Consider the following 18,277-nt stretch of genomic DNA (forward strand, 5'->3'; position numbering starts at 1 on the left):
AACGGACATGGATTCACTGCACGAATACGTCGGCCGCCGCGACCGGCGGCTCACGGCCGCTCGGCGTCGCGGGTCAGCAACGGCCCGACAGCCCGGACCTGGAGGCGCGCGGAGTTGCCGGGGATGTAGCTGATGGGAATCTCGTTCACGGTGGTGATGCGGACCCGGGCCGGGTCGGCCCCCGCCCGGATCGCGGCATCGGTGGCCTCGGCACTGGCCTCGGTGATGCAGGCCTCCCGGCCGCCGGCCTCGTAGCGGACCGCGCGGTCCACGGTGCCCGACGCCTCCGCGACGGCCGCGCCGATGGCGTTGGCGACGCCGGCGTGCCGGTGCCGTACGACCTCGGTCACCTCCGGCACGTCGTCGGACAGGAGCACGGCGCCGCCGCCTACGGCGATCAGCGGGAGCGCCGTCCGGGCGGCCCGGATACGGTCGGCGAGGGTGGCGACCCGCTCATCGAGCCACGCGACGGCCGCCGCGGCCGTACCGGCCGCGAGCCTGCCCGTCAGGCTGTGGGTGCCGAGGGTCGCGCGCCCGGCCGCGACGGCGGCATCACTGAGCGTCATGGTGTCGCCGCCGAACACGAGTGCCCGGTGCGGGAGTTGGTGGCCCACGCTGTCCGGGCCCACCGCGAACTCCGGTTCGGTGCGGATGACCGAGCCGCCGCCCATCCCGATGGAGATCAGGTCGGGCATGCGGTAGTTCGTTCGCACACCGGCGATCTCCACCGCGCCGGCCGACTGGCGCGGGAATCCGCCGACGAGCAGTCCCACGTCGGTGGAGGTACCACCGATGTCCATCACGATCGCGTCGGTCAGCCCCGACAGATACGCGGCACCGCGCATCGAGTTGGTCGGGCCCGACCCGATGGTCAGAATGGGCCGGCGGATCGCCTCGGCCGCGGACAGCAGTGTGCCGTCGTTCTGGGTGAGATACACCTCGGCCCGCAGCCGGGACCGCTCCAGAGCGCGCTCCAGCCCGTGCACGATGCCGGCCCCGATGAAGGTGAGCGCGGCGTTGAGCACCGCGGAGTTCTCCCGCTCCAGCAGTCCGAGGCCGCCGACCTCATGGCCCAGGGTCAGCGGAAGGGTCTCGCCGAGAACCTCGGTGACGATCGCCGCCGCCCGGAGCTCGTGGTCGGGGTTGGCGGGTGAGGTCATGCCGGTGATCGCGATCGCGTCCACCGTGTCGCGGCAGCACTCGGCGAACCGGCGTACCGCCTGCTCGTCGAGCGGGGCGAGTTCGGTGCCGTCGTACTCGTGACCGCCGCGGATGATCTCCACGTGACCGCTCACCAGCGTCCGGAGGTCCTTCGGCCAGGCCATCAGCGGGTCGATCGCCAGCGTGGCGGGCGCGGCGAGCCGCAGTATTCCGACTCTGGCCAGACCTTCGCGGCGGATGATCGCGTTGACCGGGTGGGTGGTGCCGAGCATGACCTGGCCCACGGCGTCGCCGTCGACCCCGGCCAGCACGGCGGTGAGCGCCGCACCGATGCCATGGAGCACCTCCGGCGTGGTGGGCGCCTTGTGCCAGGCCAGTACATCGCCCGCGTCGTCGACGACCACCGCGTCGGTGTGCGTGCCGCCGACATCGATGCCGACCCGCAGCCCGGTCATCGGGCAACCTCGAACGGCACGTAGTCGATGTCGTAGCCGAACGCCCGTGGCCCGGCCAGCGCGACCCCCTGCGGTGTGCGCCACCTCTCCTCCGCGGGCATCGCGATCATGTGCAGCCGCTGCCCGTACGCCAGTCCCTCGGTGGTCATCGGAATACCGGTCTCCATGTCCAGGAAGGTGATCAGGTCAGGGACGGTCACCCGCGGAACACCGTCTTCGAAGGCGACCAGGTTCTCGTTCTGGATCTCCACCCGCATCGCCCGCGTCGGATCGTCCACGTGCTGGAGTGACACCGTGCCCCGTGCCCAGCCGTCCGTCGTGTAGCGGTCGATGTCGATCACCTTGCCGGTGAACAGGATCTGCGCGTCGCAGAAGTCGAGGAACCGCTCGTAGGCACCCGGCTCCCCGTTCTGGACGGCCCGGACGAGGCGGCCGATCTCAAGGCAGTAGCTCAGCGACCCGTTGGCCGCCGATTCCACGCACTGTTTCGCGGTCAGGGGATAGGCGCTCGCCATCACCGCCATGCCCAACCGGGTGATACAGGCCCTGACCAGCTTCTCGGCCGTCATGTTGTCGACCGCGTCGAGCAGTACGTGATTGCCGTTCACATCACAGAGACTGAACGGGCTCGCCTTGATCCCGGCGAGGTGCGGCAGCGTCATCTCGATCTGCGGGAACGCCCTGCGCATCATGTCCGCATCGACCAGCGGAAGGCCCAGCTCGGCGGCCGCCGCCGCGGGAAGCAGACCGTTGATGCCGCCGATCTCGACCGGCATGATCGCCACTCCGCGCCTGCCCAGCCGCGCTTCGAGCGATTCCAGGACCTGATGCAGCTCACGGCCGTTCGGGATCCGCTCGGTCATCACGGTGGGCGCCCCCGCCATCGCGACGGGAAGCAGGAGTCCTTCGGGGTCCAGCTCGTCGGCGCGGACCAGCGGGACCGGGCCGTGCCGCTCCAGCGCCTGGAGCAACATCAGCTTGCCGATGTGCGGGTCACCCCCGCCGCCCGTACCGAGCACGACAGCGCCCAGAGCGAGGTCTTCGACGTCCTCAACGGTGATCTCACGCACCGAGTGCCTCCTCGAATGGCGATTTCACGAAGAGAACCACGCGGCACGAAAGCTGTCATTAGGCGCATTGCTGAAAACGCGGGCGGGAGCTGTGCACAGTACTCAGATCGTGACTCACCTCGTGGTCACGTCCCCGGATGGTGGAACCGCCTATCCGGTCTCCGTCGCCGCGTGCACGGCCAAGCGCACCGCGAGCCGCTGATCGGGCTGGGAGAGATCCACCGTGAGCAGTCGGCTCACCTTCTCCAGCCGGTTCAGCACGGTGTTGCGGTGCACGCCGAGCACCGCGGCCGCGGCAGTCGTCGAGGACTCGTTGTCGAGGTAGGCCCGCAGTGTCTGGAGGAGTTCGCCGTTGGGGTCCGCCGAGCGGACCGGATCGAGCAGCGCATCGACGATCTCGCCCAGCGGACCGGTCGAGTACCAGGCCACGAGCAGCCGTTTGACGCTCGCGGTGCCGACATGCTCGACGGGCGCGTCGATGTCCTGGGTACGGGCGAGGAGACCGGCCTGTTCGGCCTCCTGAAGGGAACAACCCAGCCCGCCGGTCCCCGGGTGGGCGCCGCCGATCCCGGCACACGGACGCAGCTGTGGATCGTCGCGCTCGACGCTCAGCAGCGCCCGGCGCACCGACCTGGCCAGAGCGGCGGCTTCATGGGGATGGGGTTCGGTGTCGACCGTGGTCCAGAACGCCCAGCCGGCGGGGCGTTCGACGAGGCTGGCCGTCAGCCCCTGTGCCCGCAGTGCCTGTTCGAGGAGGGCCGCCGTACCACCCGGGCTGGGCGTGGCCTGTGCCCTGCGGCCGGCGATGTGCACCGCGGTGTGCCAGCCGGACAGCCGCCAGCCCAATGCCGTGGCCTGCTCGACGGTCTGCCGGCGGGGCGTCTCCGGATTCTCCAGGATCTCCGTGAGCAGCAGCGTGCGCTGCCGGCTCTCCCGTTCGAACTTCAGCGAGCGCTCGCTGAGGTAGGCGGTGTAGGCGAGTGCCGCCACGGCCAGAATGCGGATCTGCGCGTTGCGCACATGCACCGAGCCGGCCGGCGGGGGCCGCGCCACCAGCCAGAGGTTGGGCGCCGACCCGCCCGCCACCGTCGCCGCGTGGACCAGAAGCAGTTCGTCGCCGTCGTGCAGGGTGCACGGAGCGTGTCCGGGTGAGGCCGCCAGGCGGGCCAGGCCGGACACGAACCCGGGGGACAGCGGCTCCAGGGTGCCGGCGATGAGATGCCCGTCGGTGTCGACGAGCCCGACGGGGCAGCGAGTGACCGACGCGAGGCGGCGCAGCAACTCCCCGGTGTCCCTGGGGACAGCGGCGCTCGACAGCGCGGTGACGGCATCGTGCAGCAGCTTGGCTCCGACGAGGGCGGGCGCCCGTACGTGCGGTTCCAGTTCCGCCACCACGCTGCCGACGTCGACCCGGTCCAGGAGCACGACCGGCAGGTCGAACTTCTCGGCCAGATGCTGGGTCGCCGCCGGGATACGGCGTTGCGGCCGCTCGGCGACGATGCCGGCGATTCCGGTACGGAAGCCGGTGGAGATCGCCAGCTCGATCGCGACGTCCCCGGCCGCGAGTTGGCTCCGGTCGAACACCACGAGCGCACCGGGCGGCAGGGTGGAGATGGCGCGCACCGTCGTCCCGGGAACGACGCTGTCGACGCGCCGCAGCATGGCCTTGTCCCCGCCGATCACGTCGTAGCCGGATGCCATGCCCAGCGCGAGGAGCTGACCCACGGTGACCTGGAGGCCGCTGTGCTGGGCGTTCCGCATAGTGGTGCCCCTTGCGTTCAGCAGAGTGCCTAGTGACAGACATCATGCTGTGCGGTTCTCTTTCCGGCAATGACACGAACCGCACAGCAGGAGGCGATGTGAAGCTGAGTGTTGTGGTGCCCATCACCGACGAGGGTTTCACCGAGCAGGTTCGCGAGGAAGTCGCCGCCTGGGCGCTCCCGGACACCACGATCGAGGTCCGCCGGATCGAGCGGGGCCCGGCGTCGATCGAATCCGCCTACGACGAAGCCTTCGCCATGCCCGGGATCGTGACCGAGGCCGAAGCGGCAGCCCGCGACGGCGCCGACGGCGTGTTCGTCACCTGCTTCGGCGACCCGGGGGTGCACGCCGCCCGCGAGGCCCTCGACATCCCGGTGGTCGGCGGCTTCGAGCCCGCTGTGCTCACCGCCCTATCGCTCGGTGAGCGGGTCGGCGTCGTCACGATGCTGCCCAACGTGGTGCCTACGGTCCACCGCATGGCCCGCCTGCACGGCATCACCGAACGCTGCCGCTCCGTGCGGGCGGTCGGCATCCCCGTCCTGGCACTGCACGATCAGGAGACGTTGCTCGGCCGGCTGGCCGGGGAGGCGGCCGAGGCCGTCGCGGCACAGGAGGCCGATGTCATCGTCCTCGGCTGCACGGGCATGATGGGCGTCGCGGCGGCGCTTCAGACCCGGCTCCGGCGCGACGGGGTCCCTGTGCCGGTCGTCGACCCGACCGGCGCCGCCCTGTGCTGGCTGGAGAACCTGGTGCGGCTCGGCGTCCGGCACAGCCGTACGACCTACTTCCCCCCGCCGGCCAAAGAACGCCTGCACTGAGCCGCACCTCGCCACATCAAGGACGCCGGCGGGGAAGGCCGACGGTCCGCCCTTCCTGACGCGACGAGCAGGTGCACGTCAGCCGAGTCACCGAACTCCCCTTTCCTGACCCGTAGACGAGGCGGGCGAGGCGGGCGAGGCGGGCGAGGCGGACGAGGCGGACGAGACCGGGCTACGGGTGCCCGCACCGTCCTGCATTCCGCTGCCGAGGCTCCGATCGCACCGGGCGTATGCCTGTCCGCCCGTTGAACGTCACCTGGTTCCCCTTCCGGTGGAACTCGCCACGGGTCTGGTTCCCCAACCCGTTCCCCCTTGCTCGACCGACCAGCCGCTCATCGGTGAACGACGACTTCGGGTGGCTTCCGACGGGCGTGACCGCGACCGTCGGAGGGGTCGTCGCAACGTTCTGTTCCGTCTGCGACCCGCAGGAGACATCATGCAATCCACGCCCCCTCTGTCCACGCCGGCACCGGCGGGTACGGTCCGGCGCGGCTCGGCCCGCGGCGCGCTCTTCGCCGTCGTCACCATGTTCTTCGGCTACATGATGCTGGAGAACGGGCTCCCGGCCGCCTTCCCGACGATGCAGCAGGCCCTCGGTGTCTCCGCACCGGCGATCGCCTGGGTCTTCACCGGCCTGATGATGTCCAACGCCATTCTGACCCCGCTGACCGGAAGGCTCGGCGACATCCGGGACAAGCGGACCGTGCTCATCGGCGCCATGGTCGCCGTCGCCGTGGGAACCCTGCTGCCCGCACTCGCCGAGAATGTGGTCCTGCTGACCGCCGGGCAGATCCTGCAAGGGGCGGGCGGGGGGTACATGGCGCTGGCCGTCGGCCTGCTCAATGACACCCAGAGTCCCGAACGGGCCAGGATGGGCAACGGCCTCCTGTTCGCGGCGGGCGGCGTGGGGACGGTGGCGGGCCTCCTCATCACCGGGATCGTCCTCACGGCGCTGCCCTACACCTCGCTCTACTGGATCGCTCTCGCGGTCATGCTGGTCGCCATCGCGGTCGCCTGGAAGTCCGTCCCCGCCGCCCCACCGGTCAAGCAGGGCAGGGTCGACTGGTCCGGCGCCGCCCTGTTCGCCGCCGGCCTCGCGTGCGTACTGCTCGGGATCACCCTGGCCGCCGAGCACGGATGGAGTTCGCCGCCGGTGCTGGGGCTGATCCTGGGCGGGGTCGCCGTCCTCGCGGTGTTCGCCGCCGTCGAGTTGCGTATCCCGGAACCCCTGGTCGAACTGCGCCTGCTGCGCGGCAGACCCGTGCTGCTGACCTGCGCGGTCGCCTTCGTCGCCGGCTTCGGGACGACCGCCCTGCTCGTGTCCATCCCGATGCTCGTCGCGCTGCCGGCCGCCACGGGCTACGGGCTGGGCGGTACGGCCACGCTCACCGGCCTCTACCTCCTCCCGCTCGGTGTCGTGGCGCTGATCGCCGCACCACTCACCGGACGGCTGGAACGCCGCATCGGAGTCCGCTGGGTGATCGCCCTGTCCAACGCCGCCATGCTCGCCGGTGCCCTGATCCTGCTCGCCGTGCCCCACGCCCCCTGGGTGATCGCGGTGGCGTCCGGCATGGTGGGGCTGACCATCGGCGTCGGGATGACCCAGGCCATGAACATCGTGATGGCCACCGTTCCCGCCGAGCGCGTCGCCAGCGTCAGCGCCCTCTCGCTCGTCGCCCGGTCCGTGGGCGGCGCGCTGGGCTCCCAGATCACCGCCGGGCTCGTCGCCGGCTCCACCATCCCCGGCACCCCGTTGCCGGCCTGGGACGGCTTTGCCTCGGTCTTCGTCGTCCTCGGCGGCATCGGGCTCGTCGCGCTCCTGCTGAGCCTGGTGTTTCCGGCCCGCCTCACACCGCGCCACGCCGACGCCTGACGCGGACGCGTGGCACCCGCCGTACGGGCCGGAACCGCTTGCCGCCGTCACACAGTTCGGCCACCCGGGTCTAGCGGACCATGGGCGGCGCGGAGGCGGCACTCGGGGCGTCGTTGAACGGCGGGGCGATGGTGACCTGGCCGGACTCAGTGACTCCCTGCCGCTTTGACTCCCTGCCGCATTGACTCCTTGACCCATTGACTCTTTGCCCCACTGACTCCTTGCCCCACTGACTCCGGTGACCGCCGGACGGATTCGGCCGGCGGTCACCGTGTCACAGTGATGCTCCGTCGAACGCGACGTGGGTGCCGAAGCCACGGGCGTGGTAGGTCAACGGGGCTCGTCCGCCGGTCTCGGCCCGTACGACCGTGCCGAGCACGATGACGTGATCGCCTCCGTCGACCAGTCCGGACACCGTGCAGGCGAGCCAGCCGCAGACGCCGTGGAGCCGGGGGAGACCGTCCTCCCGGTGCCAGGTGACCTCGGCGAACTTCGCCGCGCCTTTGCGGGCGAACGTCGTCGCGAGCGCGGACTGCGCACTGGCGAGGACGTTCACGCCGAACCGCCCCCCGGCGCGTACCAGTGCCAGCAGGTCCGACCGCTGGTCGAGCGAGACGAGAATCATCGGCGGGGACAGCGACAGCGACGTGAAGGCGCTCACGGTCGTGCCGTGCGGGCGATCCCCGTCCATCGCGGTCACGACCGACACCGCGGCCGGCACCGCGGCCATGACGTCGGTGAAGGCCGTGCGCAGATCATCGGATGTGGTCATCGGTGTCTCCTTGTCACCTCAGAAACGCCCTGGACACCTAGGGCGTGTCTGACAATTCCCGCCTGCCCCGTGACGCCATGCACGCACTCTCGCCGCACCGGGCACAAGCCCACGTACAACCAGTACGAGGGCTCGTGCCCGGCACGCCGAGAGCACGCACCTGACGCCGCGGCGCCGCCCTCCGGGCGACGACGGGAATCGTCAGACACGCCCTAGAGCACGAGCATCGGCCGCTCGTCACGGCCGAGCAGTGCCTTGCCGTGGGTCTCGTATCCGAGCTGCGAGGTCATCGCCGCGTGGCGGGAGGCGACACCGAGGTCACGCCAGATCCGCTGGAGCGTGTTCGACTCGGCGAAACTTCCCGAACCGTGTGCGCTGACCAGAACGTCGACCGCGCCGCGGAGCAGGTCACAGATCCATCCGCACTCGGCACGGATGTGGGCACGCCGCTCGTAGGGCAGCCGTTCACCGTTCGCCGCCGCGGTGTCGATCTCCTCGGCCGCCCGGTAGGCGTGCAGATGGGCGGACTCGATCCGCAGCGCGGCGTCCCCCAACTGGATCTGAAATCCGGGCGATTCGGCCTGAAGGCGGCTGGTGTAGCTGATGCCGCGCCGTGGCGCCGCCTCACGGACCAGCTTCAGGGCCGCACGCGCGAGACCGAGCTGTGCGCCCGCGATGACCAGGGTCTGCACCGGGCCGAGTGATGTCCGGTACAACACCTCGTCGCCGTGCTCGGTGGGGTGCTCGCCCTCGATCGCCCTGAGGGCCCGCAGCACCCGGTGCTCGGGGACGAAGACATCCGCGAGCACCAGGGTGCTGGACCCCGTCCCGCGCATGCCCGCCATGAACCAGGTGTCCTCGACAGTGCCCTCCGAGAGCGGGATCAGGCCGACCCCGAGGTCGGTCTGCTTGCCGTCGTCGTCCACCAGCGGGAACCCGACGTAGGCCCACTGGGTGTGGTAGATCCCGGAGACATAACGCCACTTGCCACTGATCCGCCAGCCGCCCCGCACCCGTACGACGTCCTTCACCGGCGCCATCGTGCCGCACAGCAGGGCGGACGGTTCGGCCTCCCAGACCTCGCGTTGCGCGCGGTCGGGATACACGCCTCCCATCACACAGGCCCCGTTGATGTTCTGCGCCACCCATCCGGTGGAGCCGCATGCCTCGGCGAGCGTCGAGGACACCTCCAGCTGGGTGCGGATCGTGGTCTCCTGGCCTCCGAACCGGCGGGGGACCCCGAGCGACAGCAGACCGGCGTCCTTGAGTGCCCGGATGTTCTCGTCGGGGAGCCGGCGCTCGGTGTCGGCGCGGGCGGCGTTCTGCGCCAGCAGTGGCTGTAGCCCGACCGCGCGACGCACAAGTTCCTCTGGACTCACCGGGGCGGATTCGATGGCAGACATGCGCGGCACTCCTTCGCATTGTGGTGTTCTCGTGACGATCGTCATTCGGGCGACCGTCCGCCGTCAAGATTGACACCTCAGTAGACTGAACTGTAATCTAATGGAATGCGATCGAGTCAAGAGGTCCTCCCGTACGACGAGGGTGTCGCCCGTATTCGGCGCACCGACCCTTCCTTCGATCCGGGCGACTTCGAGCGCCGCGCCGGGCGGGCCTTCTTCCTGCTGGGGCGGGCCTGGCAGGACCGCGATCCGGAACTGGCGCGGCCGTTCATGAGCCCCGGCGCACACCGGGACTGGAGCGTCAAGGTCCAGCTGTTCATCGACCGACGCAGGCGCAGCGTCCTGGAGGGCATGCGCCTCGACTCGCTGGACCTGACCGGGTTCAGCCGCGCCGACGACTTCGACCGGGTGCTGGTGCGGATCGAATTCACCTGTGCCGCCTACGAGGTGGACGAGGACACCGGCCGCATCCTCTCCGGCGACCGGACCCCCGGGCCGGTCACCGAGCTCTGGGAGTTCCGGCGAGCGGTGGGTGCCCGGACGCCGGACCGCCGCATCCTGGACGGGGAGTGCCCGAACTGCGCGTCCGCGTTGCGGGTCGGCAGGCTCGGTGAGTGCCGCTCCTGCGGGGCGGCGGTGGCCGGTGGGCGGTACGACTGGGTGCTGTCCGGCCTCCGGTCCGAGGGGGTCACTCCGGTTGACGGGGGGCCGGTGGCCAGGCCATAGGCTCTGACCATGCAGCCACAGGACCTGTGCTTCACGATCTTCAGCACCTTCGTACGCGGTAAGGGCCAGCTCGCGTGGTCGGGCGGCCTGGTGCGCCTGCTGGGGGAGATGGGTGTCCCGCAGGACGGTGCCCGGGCGGCGCTGAATCGGCTGGCGCAGCGGAGCCTGATCGTGCGGACGAAGCGTGGCCGCGAGGTGTTCTACGGTCTGACGCCGGAGACCCAGGCGCTGATGGAGGCGGGTGACCAGCGGCTGCGCCGGTTCGGTGAGGCGGTGGGGGAGCTGGGGACCTGGACGGTCCTCTGGCATTCACTGCCCGACGAGCTGCGTTCCGAGCGGACGGCGCTCAGCCGCTGGCTGCGGTTGATGGGTTTCGGTTCGGTGCAGCACGGCACCTGGTTCGCCCCGCACGACCGGGGGGAGGCGGTGGTCGAAGTGCTCGGCAATCTCGGTGTCGCCCAGCATGCCTGCGTCCTCGTCGGGCAGCCGATGCCCCAGCTCGACCTCGACGTGGTGCTGCGCGAGGCGTGGGACCTCGACGACGTGCAGCAGCGTTACGGCCAGTTCCTGGAGGAGTTCGGCCCGTACCGTACGAAGACCGCGCAGCGAAAGCTCGACGACCGCGAGGCGTTCGTCGTGTGCACCCGTGCCACGCAGCAGTTCCGCGGGTTCCCGTACCTCGACCCGGAGCTTCCCGACCGGTTCATGCCACGGCCCGCGCTGCGTCCGAAGGCGATCGCGATGTTCGGCTCGCTGTACGAGGGGCTGTTGCCCCAGGCGACCCGCCACTTCACCGAGGTCGCCGGGGACAAGGAGGGGGCGGCGGGGCAGGAGGGGGTGGCAGGGCAGGAGGGGGCGGAGGAGTAGGAGGACCCCGACCCCTCCCTCACCGAGCCCGGGGACGTACACCGGCGGCCTGTGTCTGTCCGCCGGTGTACGTCCCCGGGCTATGTCCGTCCCCGCGCTATGTCCGCACCCCCGCGCTATGTCCGCACCCCCGGACTGTGTCCGTCCCTGGCGTACGTGCCTCTCGCGTCCCCGCCCCTTTGCAGACCCTCTCCATCGCTGACCCCCTCCATCGCGCCGGTGGCCGAACCGCGTCCGCACAATGCTTGACACCTCAGTTGACTCAACCATAGCTTATTGAGGGTCACATCCTGGCTCGCCCTGTCACGCGAGAACCCTGCGCAGCGACGGAGCACGTCTTTCGAAAGGGGTCGGCCCAGTGGGCTACACCATCGCAGTGGATGTCGGTGGAACCTTCACCGATGTCGTCGCCACCAACGGGTCCGACGGCGTGTGTACGGGGAAGGTCTCGTCCCGGCCACATGACGAGGCGAGTGCGGTACTCGACGCGGTCGAAACCGTCGCCGCCCACTACCGCACATCCAGCACGGAACTCCTGGCGGAAACGGAGTTCTTCATCCTGGGCACGACGGTCGTGACGAACGCGATGCTGGAGTACAGCGGCGTCGCGACCGGCCTGATCACCACCAAGGGATTCCGGGACATCCTGGAGTTGCGCCGGGGCTACAAGGAGAACCTCTTCGACCTGCGGCTCCCGGCTCCCCAGCCGATCGTGCGCCGACGGCACATCAAGGGCGTGACGGAACGGATCGACGACGCGGGCCGGGTCGTCCTGCCACTGGACGAGGCCGAGGTGCGCGAGGCGGCCCGGGAACTCAAGGCGGCGGGGATCGAGTCGATCGCGGTCTGCCTGCTCTTCTCCTTCGTCAACGACGCCCATGAACGGCGGATCGCGGAGATCGTCCGCGAGGAGCATCCGGACTGCTTCGTGACGCTGTCCTGCGACGTCCTGCCGCAGATCCGCGAGTTCGAGCGGGTCAGCACCACGGTGGTCAACGCGTACACCAGCCCGCTGCTCGGGAACTACCTCGGGCGCCTGGACGAGGGGTTGCGCGCTGCCGGATTCACCGGCGAACTCGTCGTCGTGCAGTCGAACGGGGGTGTCATGGACGTCGGTTACTCGGCCGGGCACGGCGTCGACGCGGTGCTGTCCGGACCCGCCGGGGGAGTGGTCGCGGCGGTGGCACTCGGCGAGCGCTCCGGCTACCGCAACCTCATCACGGCGGACATGGGCGGTACGAGCTACGACGTCTGCCTGATCCACGACGGCAAGCCGGAGGTCGGCGTCGACAACTGGATCAGCCGCTACCGCGTGGCCGTGCCCCTCGTCGACATCCACACGATCGGGTCCGGCGGCGGGTCCGTCGCCCGGGTCGACGACGCGGGCGCGCTGCGGGTCGGCCCCGAGAGCGCGGGCGCCTCGCCGGGACCGGCCTGTTACGGCCGGGGCGGCACCCGTCCGACGGTGACGGACGCCAACCTGCTGCTCGGATTCATGGACCCGGACAGGTTCATGGGCGGCCGGATGGCACTCGACCGCGCCGCCGCGGAGGCCGCGTTCGCCGAACATGTCGCCGGTCCCCTGGGCATCTCCGTGACCGAGGCGGCCGTGGGCGTCTTCCGTATCGCCAACAGCGACCTGTCCAACGCGCTGCGGTACGTCTCCGTCAAGCGCGGGCGCGATCCGCGCAACTACGCGCTGATGGCCTTCGGCGGGGCCGGCGCCGTGCACGCCGGGGTCCAGGCCGCGGACCTGGGCATCAAGACGGTGCTGGTGCCGCGCAACGCCTCGGTGCTGAGCGCGTTCGGCGGCCTGGTCGCCGACTTCAAAGTCTCGCGCGTGCAGTCGTACGTACGCACCGTGGAAGCGGTGGACCCCGAGGAGCTGACCGGGGTGTTCTCGCAGGTCCAGGCGGACGCGGAGGCATTGCTGCCACCGGCGGAAACGATTCGCCTGGAGCGGTACCTGGACATCCGCTACGAGGGCCAGGTCCACGAGGTGATCGTGCCCCTGCACACCCGCACCCGGAAGATCTCGGCCGTGGCGCTGTCCAGGGCCGTCCAGGACTTCCACGATCTGCACGAGCAGCTCTACGCGCACAAGCGCCCGGCCGAACCCGTCCAGATCGTCTCCGTCCGGCTGGAACTGACGGGCCTGCGCTCCATGGACGCGGTGGTCACCCCGCGCAAGTTCGGCGACGAGGACGCGTCCGCCGCCCGGGTCGGCAGCCGTCAGGCGTATTTCGAGCGGCTCGGCGGGTTCGTGGACACGCCGGTCTACGACGGCGCGCGCATCGAACCCGGCAATGTCGTCACCGGTCCCGCCGTGATCCACGAGCCGGGCACCACCATCGTGGTCGGCGCCGGACAGGAAGCGATGCTCGACCAGTACGAGACCTATGTGATCGAGGTCGTGAACTGATGGCCACCGCCCCGCCGAACGAACAGATCGAGCTGGAGATCCTGCGCACCACCCTGGGAGCGTGCCCGGACGAACTGGGTGCGGTGGTGGCCAACACCGCCCCCACCGCGTCGATCAGCCAGGACCGTGAGTTCGCGGTCGCGATCACCGATGCCAGGGGCGCGATCGTGGCGACGGACGATCCGTCGCAGGTCGCGTCGATGGCGCAGACGGTCGCGCATGTCGCCGCCCATTTCGAGTTCGACCTCGCCGAGGGCGATGTCATCCTCACCAACGACCCGTACACGGGCGGCACGCGGCTGCATGACGTGACACTGGTGGCGCCGCTGATGGCCGACGACGAACTCCTGCTGTTCCTCGCGGTGCGGGTGCGCGTGGGAGACATCGGCGGTCAGGCCGGAGGAAGCCTTCATCCGGACGCTACGGAGATCCTCGCGGAGGGACATCCGTACCCGCCGGTCAAGATCCATCGCCGCGGCCGGCCGGTGCGCGACATGCTCTACGCCTTTCTGCTGAACGGCCGGCGCCCGCAGGAGACACGGCGGACCCTGGACGCGGCGATGGCCGCGCTGGCCCTGGGGGACCGGCGCCTGGGCGAGCTGATCGGCCGGCACGGGGCGGACACCCTGCGCCGCGCGCTGGCGTACGCGCAGGAGTACAGCGAGCAGCTGGCGCGCACCGTGCTGCGCACCTGGGACCGGGGCACCTACCACGGCGAGCAGGCGCTGGAGTGCGAGGACCACACCAAGGACCCGGTGGTGATCCGGCTGACGGCGACCGTGGACGAGAACGGGCTGGAACTGGACTTCACCGGCAGCGACGACCAGCTCCCGCTCTTCGTCAACAGCAGCGCCGGCACGACCGCCTCACGGGCCCTCAGCGCGGTCCTCGCGATGCTGGGAGAGACGATCCCGGCCAACAGCGGCCTGCTGCGGGCGGTGCGGACCATCACCCGCCCGGGCACCGTGGTGCATCCGGTCGAGCCCGCACCGGTGGGCTGGGGCTCGGTGCACTGCGGCAACGAGGTCACCGAGGTGGTCGCCACGACCCTGCGGCAGGCGGGCGGGCGCCCCGTACCCGCCCTGACGGTCCCGCGGCCCCTGCTGCTCAGCCGCCCCGAGAGCGACCGCAGCGATCAGCTCGACCTCGCGCGCTGGGCCGTCGGCGGCGCGGGCGCCATGACCGGACGCGACGGGTGGGGGCCGCCGCAGCTGTCCACGCGCGCGCAACTGCACTCCGTCGAGCAGTGGGAGACCACGCAGGCGACGCGCGTCGAGCGCGTCGAGTTCGTCGAGGACAGCGCGGGCGCCGGTCAGTGGCGCGGAGCGCCGGGCGTGGAGACGGTCCTCTCCCCGGCTCCCGACCGGCGGTACACCCTGTGGACCCGCACCGTCGGCACCCCGGTGCCCGGACTCGCGGGCGGTGCGCCGGGCCGGGCCGGCGAAGTGGCGTTCCGCACCGGGGACGGCTGGCGGCCCGCACCCTTCGGCGCCACCGACGCGGAGATCACCGCGGGCCGGCTGCGGATGCGTCTGGCGGGCGGTGGCGGCTGCGGCGATCCCGCCCTGCGCGAGCGGGCGGCGGTCCTCGACGACCTCGCGGACGGGCTCATCTCCGAGGCCGCCGCGCGCGACATCTACGGCCTGCGGGCCGACGAGCCGAACGGCGGAAACCATGACTGATCCGATCACGGCGGAGATCGTCCGCAGCCATCTCGACACCACGGCGGAGCACCTCTACGAGACGATCTGCCGCACCTCGCCGAATCCGATGGTCAACGAGGCCAAGGACTGCGGGGGCGGGATCTACCGCTACGACGGCACCACCGCGAAAATGGTCGCGCGCGCGGGCATCATCGCGCACTCGTTCGCCCTCTCGACATCCTGCCAGGCCGCGGTGGACTTCTTCCGCGGCGATCTGCACCCCGGCGACGCGCTGATCGTCGGCGACCCCTACCACGGCGGCAGCCACTGCGGCTGCTGGTCGGTGGTCGTGCCGATCTTCTTCGACGGACGGCCCCGGCTGTTCACCGCGGCCCGGCTGCACGTGCTGGACCAGGGCTCACCGACACCGAACGTCAACTTCGACTGCCGCGACGTATGGGGCGAGGGACTTCGCCTGGCACCGCTCAAGCTCTACGAGAAGGGTGAGCGCCGACGCGAGGTGTGGGACCTGATCACCGCGAACAACCGTGTCCCCTTCGTGGTGGAGGGAGACATCGAGGCGATGATCGGCGCCTGCCGGATCGGCGAGCAGCACATCCGCGAACTCGTCGACCGCTACGGCCTGGACACGGTGGACGAGTCACTGGAGTGGATCCTCGGCCACTGCGAGCGCAAGTTCCGCCGGCAGATCCACGAGTGGCCCGACGGTGTCTATCCGGCCGAGTTCCTCGTGGACACCGACAACGCGGGCAACGACGACCTCCGGATCCAGGTCGAGATCACCATCGACGACGACCGGATGGCCATCGACTTCGAGGGCACCGACCCGCAGACCGACGGCCTGGTCAACAGCGCCAGACCGAACACGATCGCCTACGTCGGCATCGTCCTGTCGGCTCTCTGCCCGGACATCCCGGTGAACGCCGGGTTCTTCGAGCCGCTCACCATCCGCCTTCCCGAGGGCACGATCGTGAACCCGGTCTCCCCGGCGGCGACCATGACCGGAACCGTCGTCTCCGGCTGTCAGATCGGTCAGGCACTGATGAAGGCGTGCGAGCAGTTCGCCCCCGAACGGGCCGCGAACGTGTCGATCGACATCAGCGGCCCGATCGTCTACGGAACGGACGACCGGGAGCACCGGTTCCAGACGCATTCGGCGCGCAACCCGCGCTTCTTCATGTTCATGGACATGTCCATGGTCTCGATGTCCAACAGCGCGGTGCACGGGCACGACGGCTGGGGCATGTGGGCGACCCCGTTCAGCGTGGCACGGCCGGTCAACGTCGAGGTCACCGAGGTCCAGCAGCCGACCCTCTACCGGCAGACCGAGTTCACCACCGACTCCGCCGCACCGGGCCGATGGCGTGGAACCCCCGCCCTGGGGATGCGGCGGGTGGACCGTGGCGCGAGCGGCATGAAGGCGGCGTTCTTCGTCCAGTCGGCGGTCCACCCCCTGACCGGATGGGTGGGCGGCTACGAGGGGGCGGGGAACTTCATCGTCGTCAACGAAGGCGGGCCCGACGAACTGATCTGCGCGGACCGGCCGATCGCGCACGTCGCCTACGACCCGGCGCGACCCATCTACTCGCAGAGCGGCGGTGGCGGCGGCTGGGGAGACCCCCTCGACCGGGACCCCGGCGCGGTCCTCGACGACGTACTGGACGACTACGTCTCCGTCGAAGGCGCCCGATACGACTACGGCGTCGTCATCGACGCCGGAAGCGGAACCTGGAGTGTGGACGCCGTCGCCACCGCCCGGGAGCGCGCCGAGCGCCGGGCCAGCCCGGGCCCGCGCCGGCGCCGCGGCCTCGGCCGCGAGCGGACGATACGGCGCGCGGGCATCGGGCATCGCGTCGAGGCCGCGTCGTGACCGGGACCCCCGGCGGGCCGGGCGACGGCACACCACCCGTCGACCTCCTCGTGTGTGCCGGTGCGGTGGCGACCATGAACCCGGACCGGGAGATCGTGCGCGACGGCGCCGTCGCGGTCTCGGGCGGCCGGATCGTGGCGGTGGGCAAGGCGGCCGACCTCACCCGCGCGTACCGACCCGCCCGGGTGATCGACGTCCCGCGGGGCCTGCTCACCCCGGGGCTCATCGACGGCCACAACCACCCGCACGACTACCTCCTGCGCGGGGTGATCGACGACGTCGGCGACGTACGGGTCCGCGCCACCGAGTACGTGGGCCCCTTCGACTACGGCATCACCCCCGAAGAGGCGTACCTCTCGGCCCGCGCGAACTTCGCCGAAATGCTGCTGAACGGCACCACCTGCTTCTGCGACGCGGCCGGACCGCACCCCGACGCGGTCGCCCGGGCGGCGATCGACACCGGAATCCGGGGCATCGTCGCGCGCCAGACCAGCGACCTGCCCGGCCCCTTCCGGGCCGCCGCCGGTGATGTCGACACGATCGTCGGCCGCGCCGTGGACACGGTACGGAGCTGGAACGGAGCGGCCGCGGGACGCATCCGGGCCTGTCTCGCCCTGGACCTGCCGCTCAGCGTCACCGACGACCTGTGCACGGCCGTCGCCGAGCAGGCCGGCGCGCTCGGCGTCGGTATCGTCGGCCACTTCCAGGGCCTGCGGTCGGATGCGGCCGAGGGCGGGCGCAACCCGCAGGCCGTCCGGTACGAGTCGCTCGGCGTGCTGTCCCACCACCCGGTGCTGGCGCACGTCGGATGGCTGCCGGCCGAGGACATCTCCGTCTTCGCCCGCGACGGCGTCGGCGCGGTCCACTGTCCGACCCCGGCCATGTTCGGCGGCCTCGGCACGATCGGCCACGGCAGCGTCCCGGAACTCGTCGCGGCCGGAGTGCCGGTCGCACTGGGGACGGACGCGGCCTGCGTCAGCCGGTTCCTGGACCTGGTCCGGGTGATGTACCTGGCGGCGTGCGCCCACCGGGACGCGCGCCAGGACCCGCTGGTGATCGGCGCGCACAAGGCGTTCGAGATGGCCACCGTCGACGGGGCCCGGGCACTGTCCTGGCAGGACGAGATCGGCTCCCTGGAGCCCGGCAAGCGCGCCGACCTCGTCGTCTTCGACACGACCGGGCCGGAGTGGCAGCCGCGCGGCCTGGCCAACCCGATCGCCGACCTCGTCTACAGCGCCACCGGGCACTCGGCCCACACCGTCGTCGTCGACGGCAGGGTGGCCGTCGACGCGGGCCGGCTCACCACCGTCGATCCCGACGTCCTGCGGGCCGAGACCGACAAGGCCGCCGCCGAGGCCCTCGGCCGCCTCGGTCTCACGACGCGTTCACCCTGGCCGGTGCGGTGACCCGGTGAC

At 70.8% G+C, this 18,277-nt stretch carries 13 protein-coding genes; 8 read left to right on the plus strand and 5 right to left on the minus strand.

Going from position 1 to position 18,277, the window contains the following annotated elements; all coding sequences use genetic code 11:
• Positions 1-50: 50 nt before the first annotated feature.
• The 3 genes from ACFRFC_RS18730 to ACFRFC_RS18740 form a co-directional block, all read right to left on the minus strand.
• Complete coding sequence (locus tag ACFRFC_RS18730) at positions 51-1,616, minus strand: hydantoinase/oxoprolinase N-terminal domain-containing protein (RefSeq protein WP_382688144.1); 1,566 nt, start codon at positions 1,614-1,616, stop codon at positions 51-53.
• Positions 1,613-2,686 carry a DUF917 domain-containing protein gene (locus ACFRFC_RS18735; RefSeq protein WP_382688147.1) on the minus strand — a complete coding sequence of 358 codons (1,074 nt, stop codon included), beginning with the start codon at positions 2,684-2,686 and terminating at the stop codon, positions 1,613-1,615. Before ACFRFC_RS18735 ends, ACFRFC_RS18730 begins: the two co-directional genes overlap by 4 nt.
• 150 nt (positions 2,687-2,836) lie before the next feature.
• Positions 2,837-4,447 carry a PucR family transcriptional regulator gene (locus tag ACFRFC_RS18740; RefSeq protein WP_382688149.1) on the minus strand — a complete coding sequence of 537 codons (1,611 nt, stop codon included), beginning with the start codon at positions 4,445-4,447 and terminating at the stop codon, positions 2,837-2,839.
• 98 nt (positions 4,448-4,545) lie between these two features.
• Between ACFRFC_RS18740 and ACFRFC_RS18745 the strand changes: the two genes are divergently transcribed.
• Both ACFRFC_RS18745 and ACFRFC_RS18750 read left to right on the plus strand, forming a co-directional pair.
• On the plus strand, positions 4,546-5,265 hold the full coding sequence (locus ACFRFC_RS18745) for an aspartate/glutamate racemase family protein (protein WP_382688151.1): 720 nt from the start codon (positions 4,546-4,548) through the stop codon (positions 5,263-5,265).
• Positions 5,266-5,701: 436 nt separating this feature from the next.
• Positions 5,702-7,138 carry an MFS transporter gene (locus ACFRFC_RS18750; protein WP_382688153.1) on the plus strand — a complete coding sequence of 479 codons (1,437 nt, stop codon included), beginning with the start codon at positions 5,702-5,704 and terminating at the stop codon, positions 7,136-7,138.
• Between the two features lie 274 nt (positions 7,139-7,412).
• Here the strand turns inward: ACFRFC_RS18750 and ACFRFC_RS18755 are convergent, their stop codons facing one another.
• Positions 7,413-7,910 (minus strand): flavin reductase family protein, encoded by a 498-nt coding sequence (locus ACFRFC_RS18755; RefSeq protein WP_382688156.1) that lies wholly within the window; start codon positions 7,908-7,910, stop codon positions 7,413-7,415.
• Between the two features lie 212 nt (positions 7,911-8,122).
• Entirely contained in the window at positions 8,123-9,313 is a 1,191-nt protein-coding gene (locus ACFRFC_RS18760) for an acyl-CoA dehydrogenase family protein (protein ID WP_382688158.1), read from the minus strand.
• A gap of 105 nt (positions 9,314-9,418) precedes the next feature.
• Here ACFRFC_RS18760 and ACFRFC_RS18765 point away from each other — a divergent pair, with 105 nt between their 5' ends.
• From ACFRFC_RS18765 to ACFRFC_RS18790, 6 genes are all read left to right on the plus strand, one after another.
• The gene (locus ACFRFC_RS18765; RefSeq protein WP_382688161.1) at positions 9,419-10,039 is read left to right on the plus strand and encodes a TIM44-like domain-containing protein; all 621 of its coding nucleotides are present in this window, start codon (positions 9,419-9,421) and stop codon (positions 10,037-10,039) included.
• Between the two features lie 9 nt (positions 10,040-10,048).
• A complete protein-coding gene (locus ACFRFC_RS18770) occupies positions 10,049-10,906 on the plus strand; it encodes a PaaX family transcriptional regulator C-terminal domain-containing protein (protein ID WP_382688164.1) in 858 nt (285 codons plus the stop codon).
• 376 nt (positions 10,907-11,282) lie between these two features.
• Complete coding sequence (locus ACFRFC_RS18775; protein WP_382688167.1) at positions 11,283-13,328, plus strand: hydantoinase/oxoprolinase family protein; 2,046 nt, start codon at positions 11,283-11,285, stop codon at positions 13,326-13,328.
• On the plus strand, positions 13,328-15,010 hold the full coding sequence (locus ACFRFC_RS18780) for a hydantoinase B/oxoprolinase family protein (protein WP_382688170.1): 1,683 nt from the start codon (positions 13,328-13,330) through the stop codon (positions 15,008-15,010). Before ACFRFC_RS18775 ends, ACFRFC_RS18780 begins: the two co-directional genes overlap by 1 nt.
• A complete protein-coding gene (locus ACFRFC_RS18785; RefSeq protein ID WP_382688171.1) occupies positions 15,003-16,862 on the plus strand; it encodes a hydantoinase B/oxoprolinase family protein in 1,860 nt (619 codons plus the stop codon). Before ACFRFC_RS18780 ends, ACFRFC_RS18785 begins: the two co-directional genes overlap by 8 nt.
• Positions 16,859-18,268: an amidohydrolase family protein gene (locus tag ACFRFC_RS18790; RefSeq protein ID WP_382688174.1), complete on the plus strand. Its 1,410-nt coding sequence runs from the start codon at positions 16,859-16,861 to the stop codon at positions 18,266-18,268. The genes ACFRFC_RS18785 and ACFRFC_RS18790 overlap by 4 nt, the downstream gene beginning before the upstream one ends.
• The last annotated feature ends 9 nt before the right edge of the window (positions 18,269-18,277 follow it).

The organism is Streptomyces sp. NPDC056734, assembly GCF_042790455.1.
Taxonomy (GTDB): Bacteria; Actinomycetota; Actinomycetes; order Streptomycetales; family Streptomycetaceae; genus Streptomyces.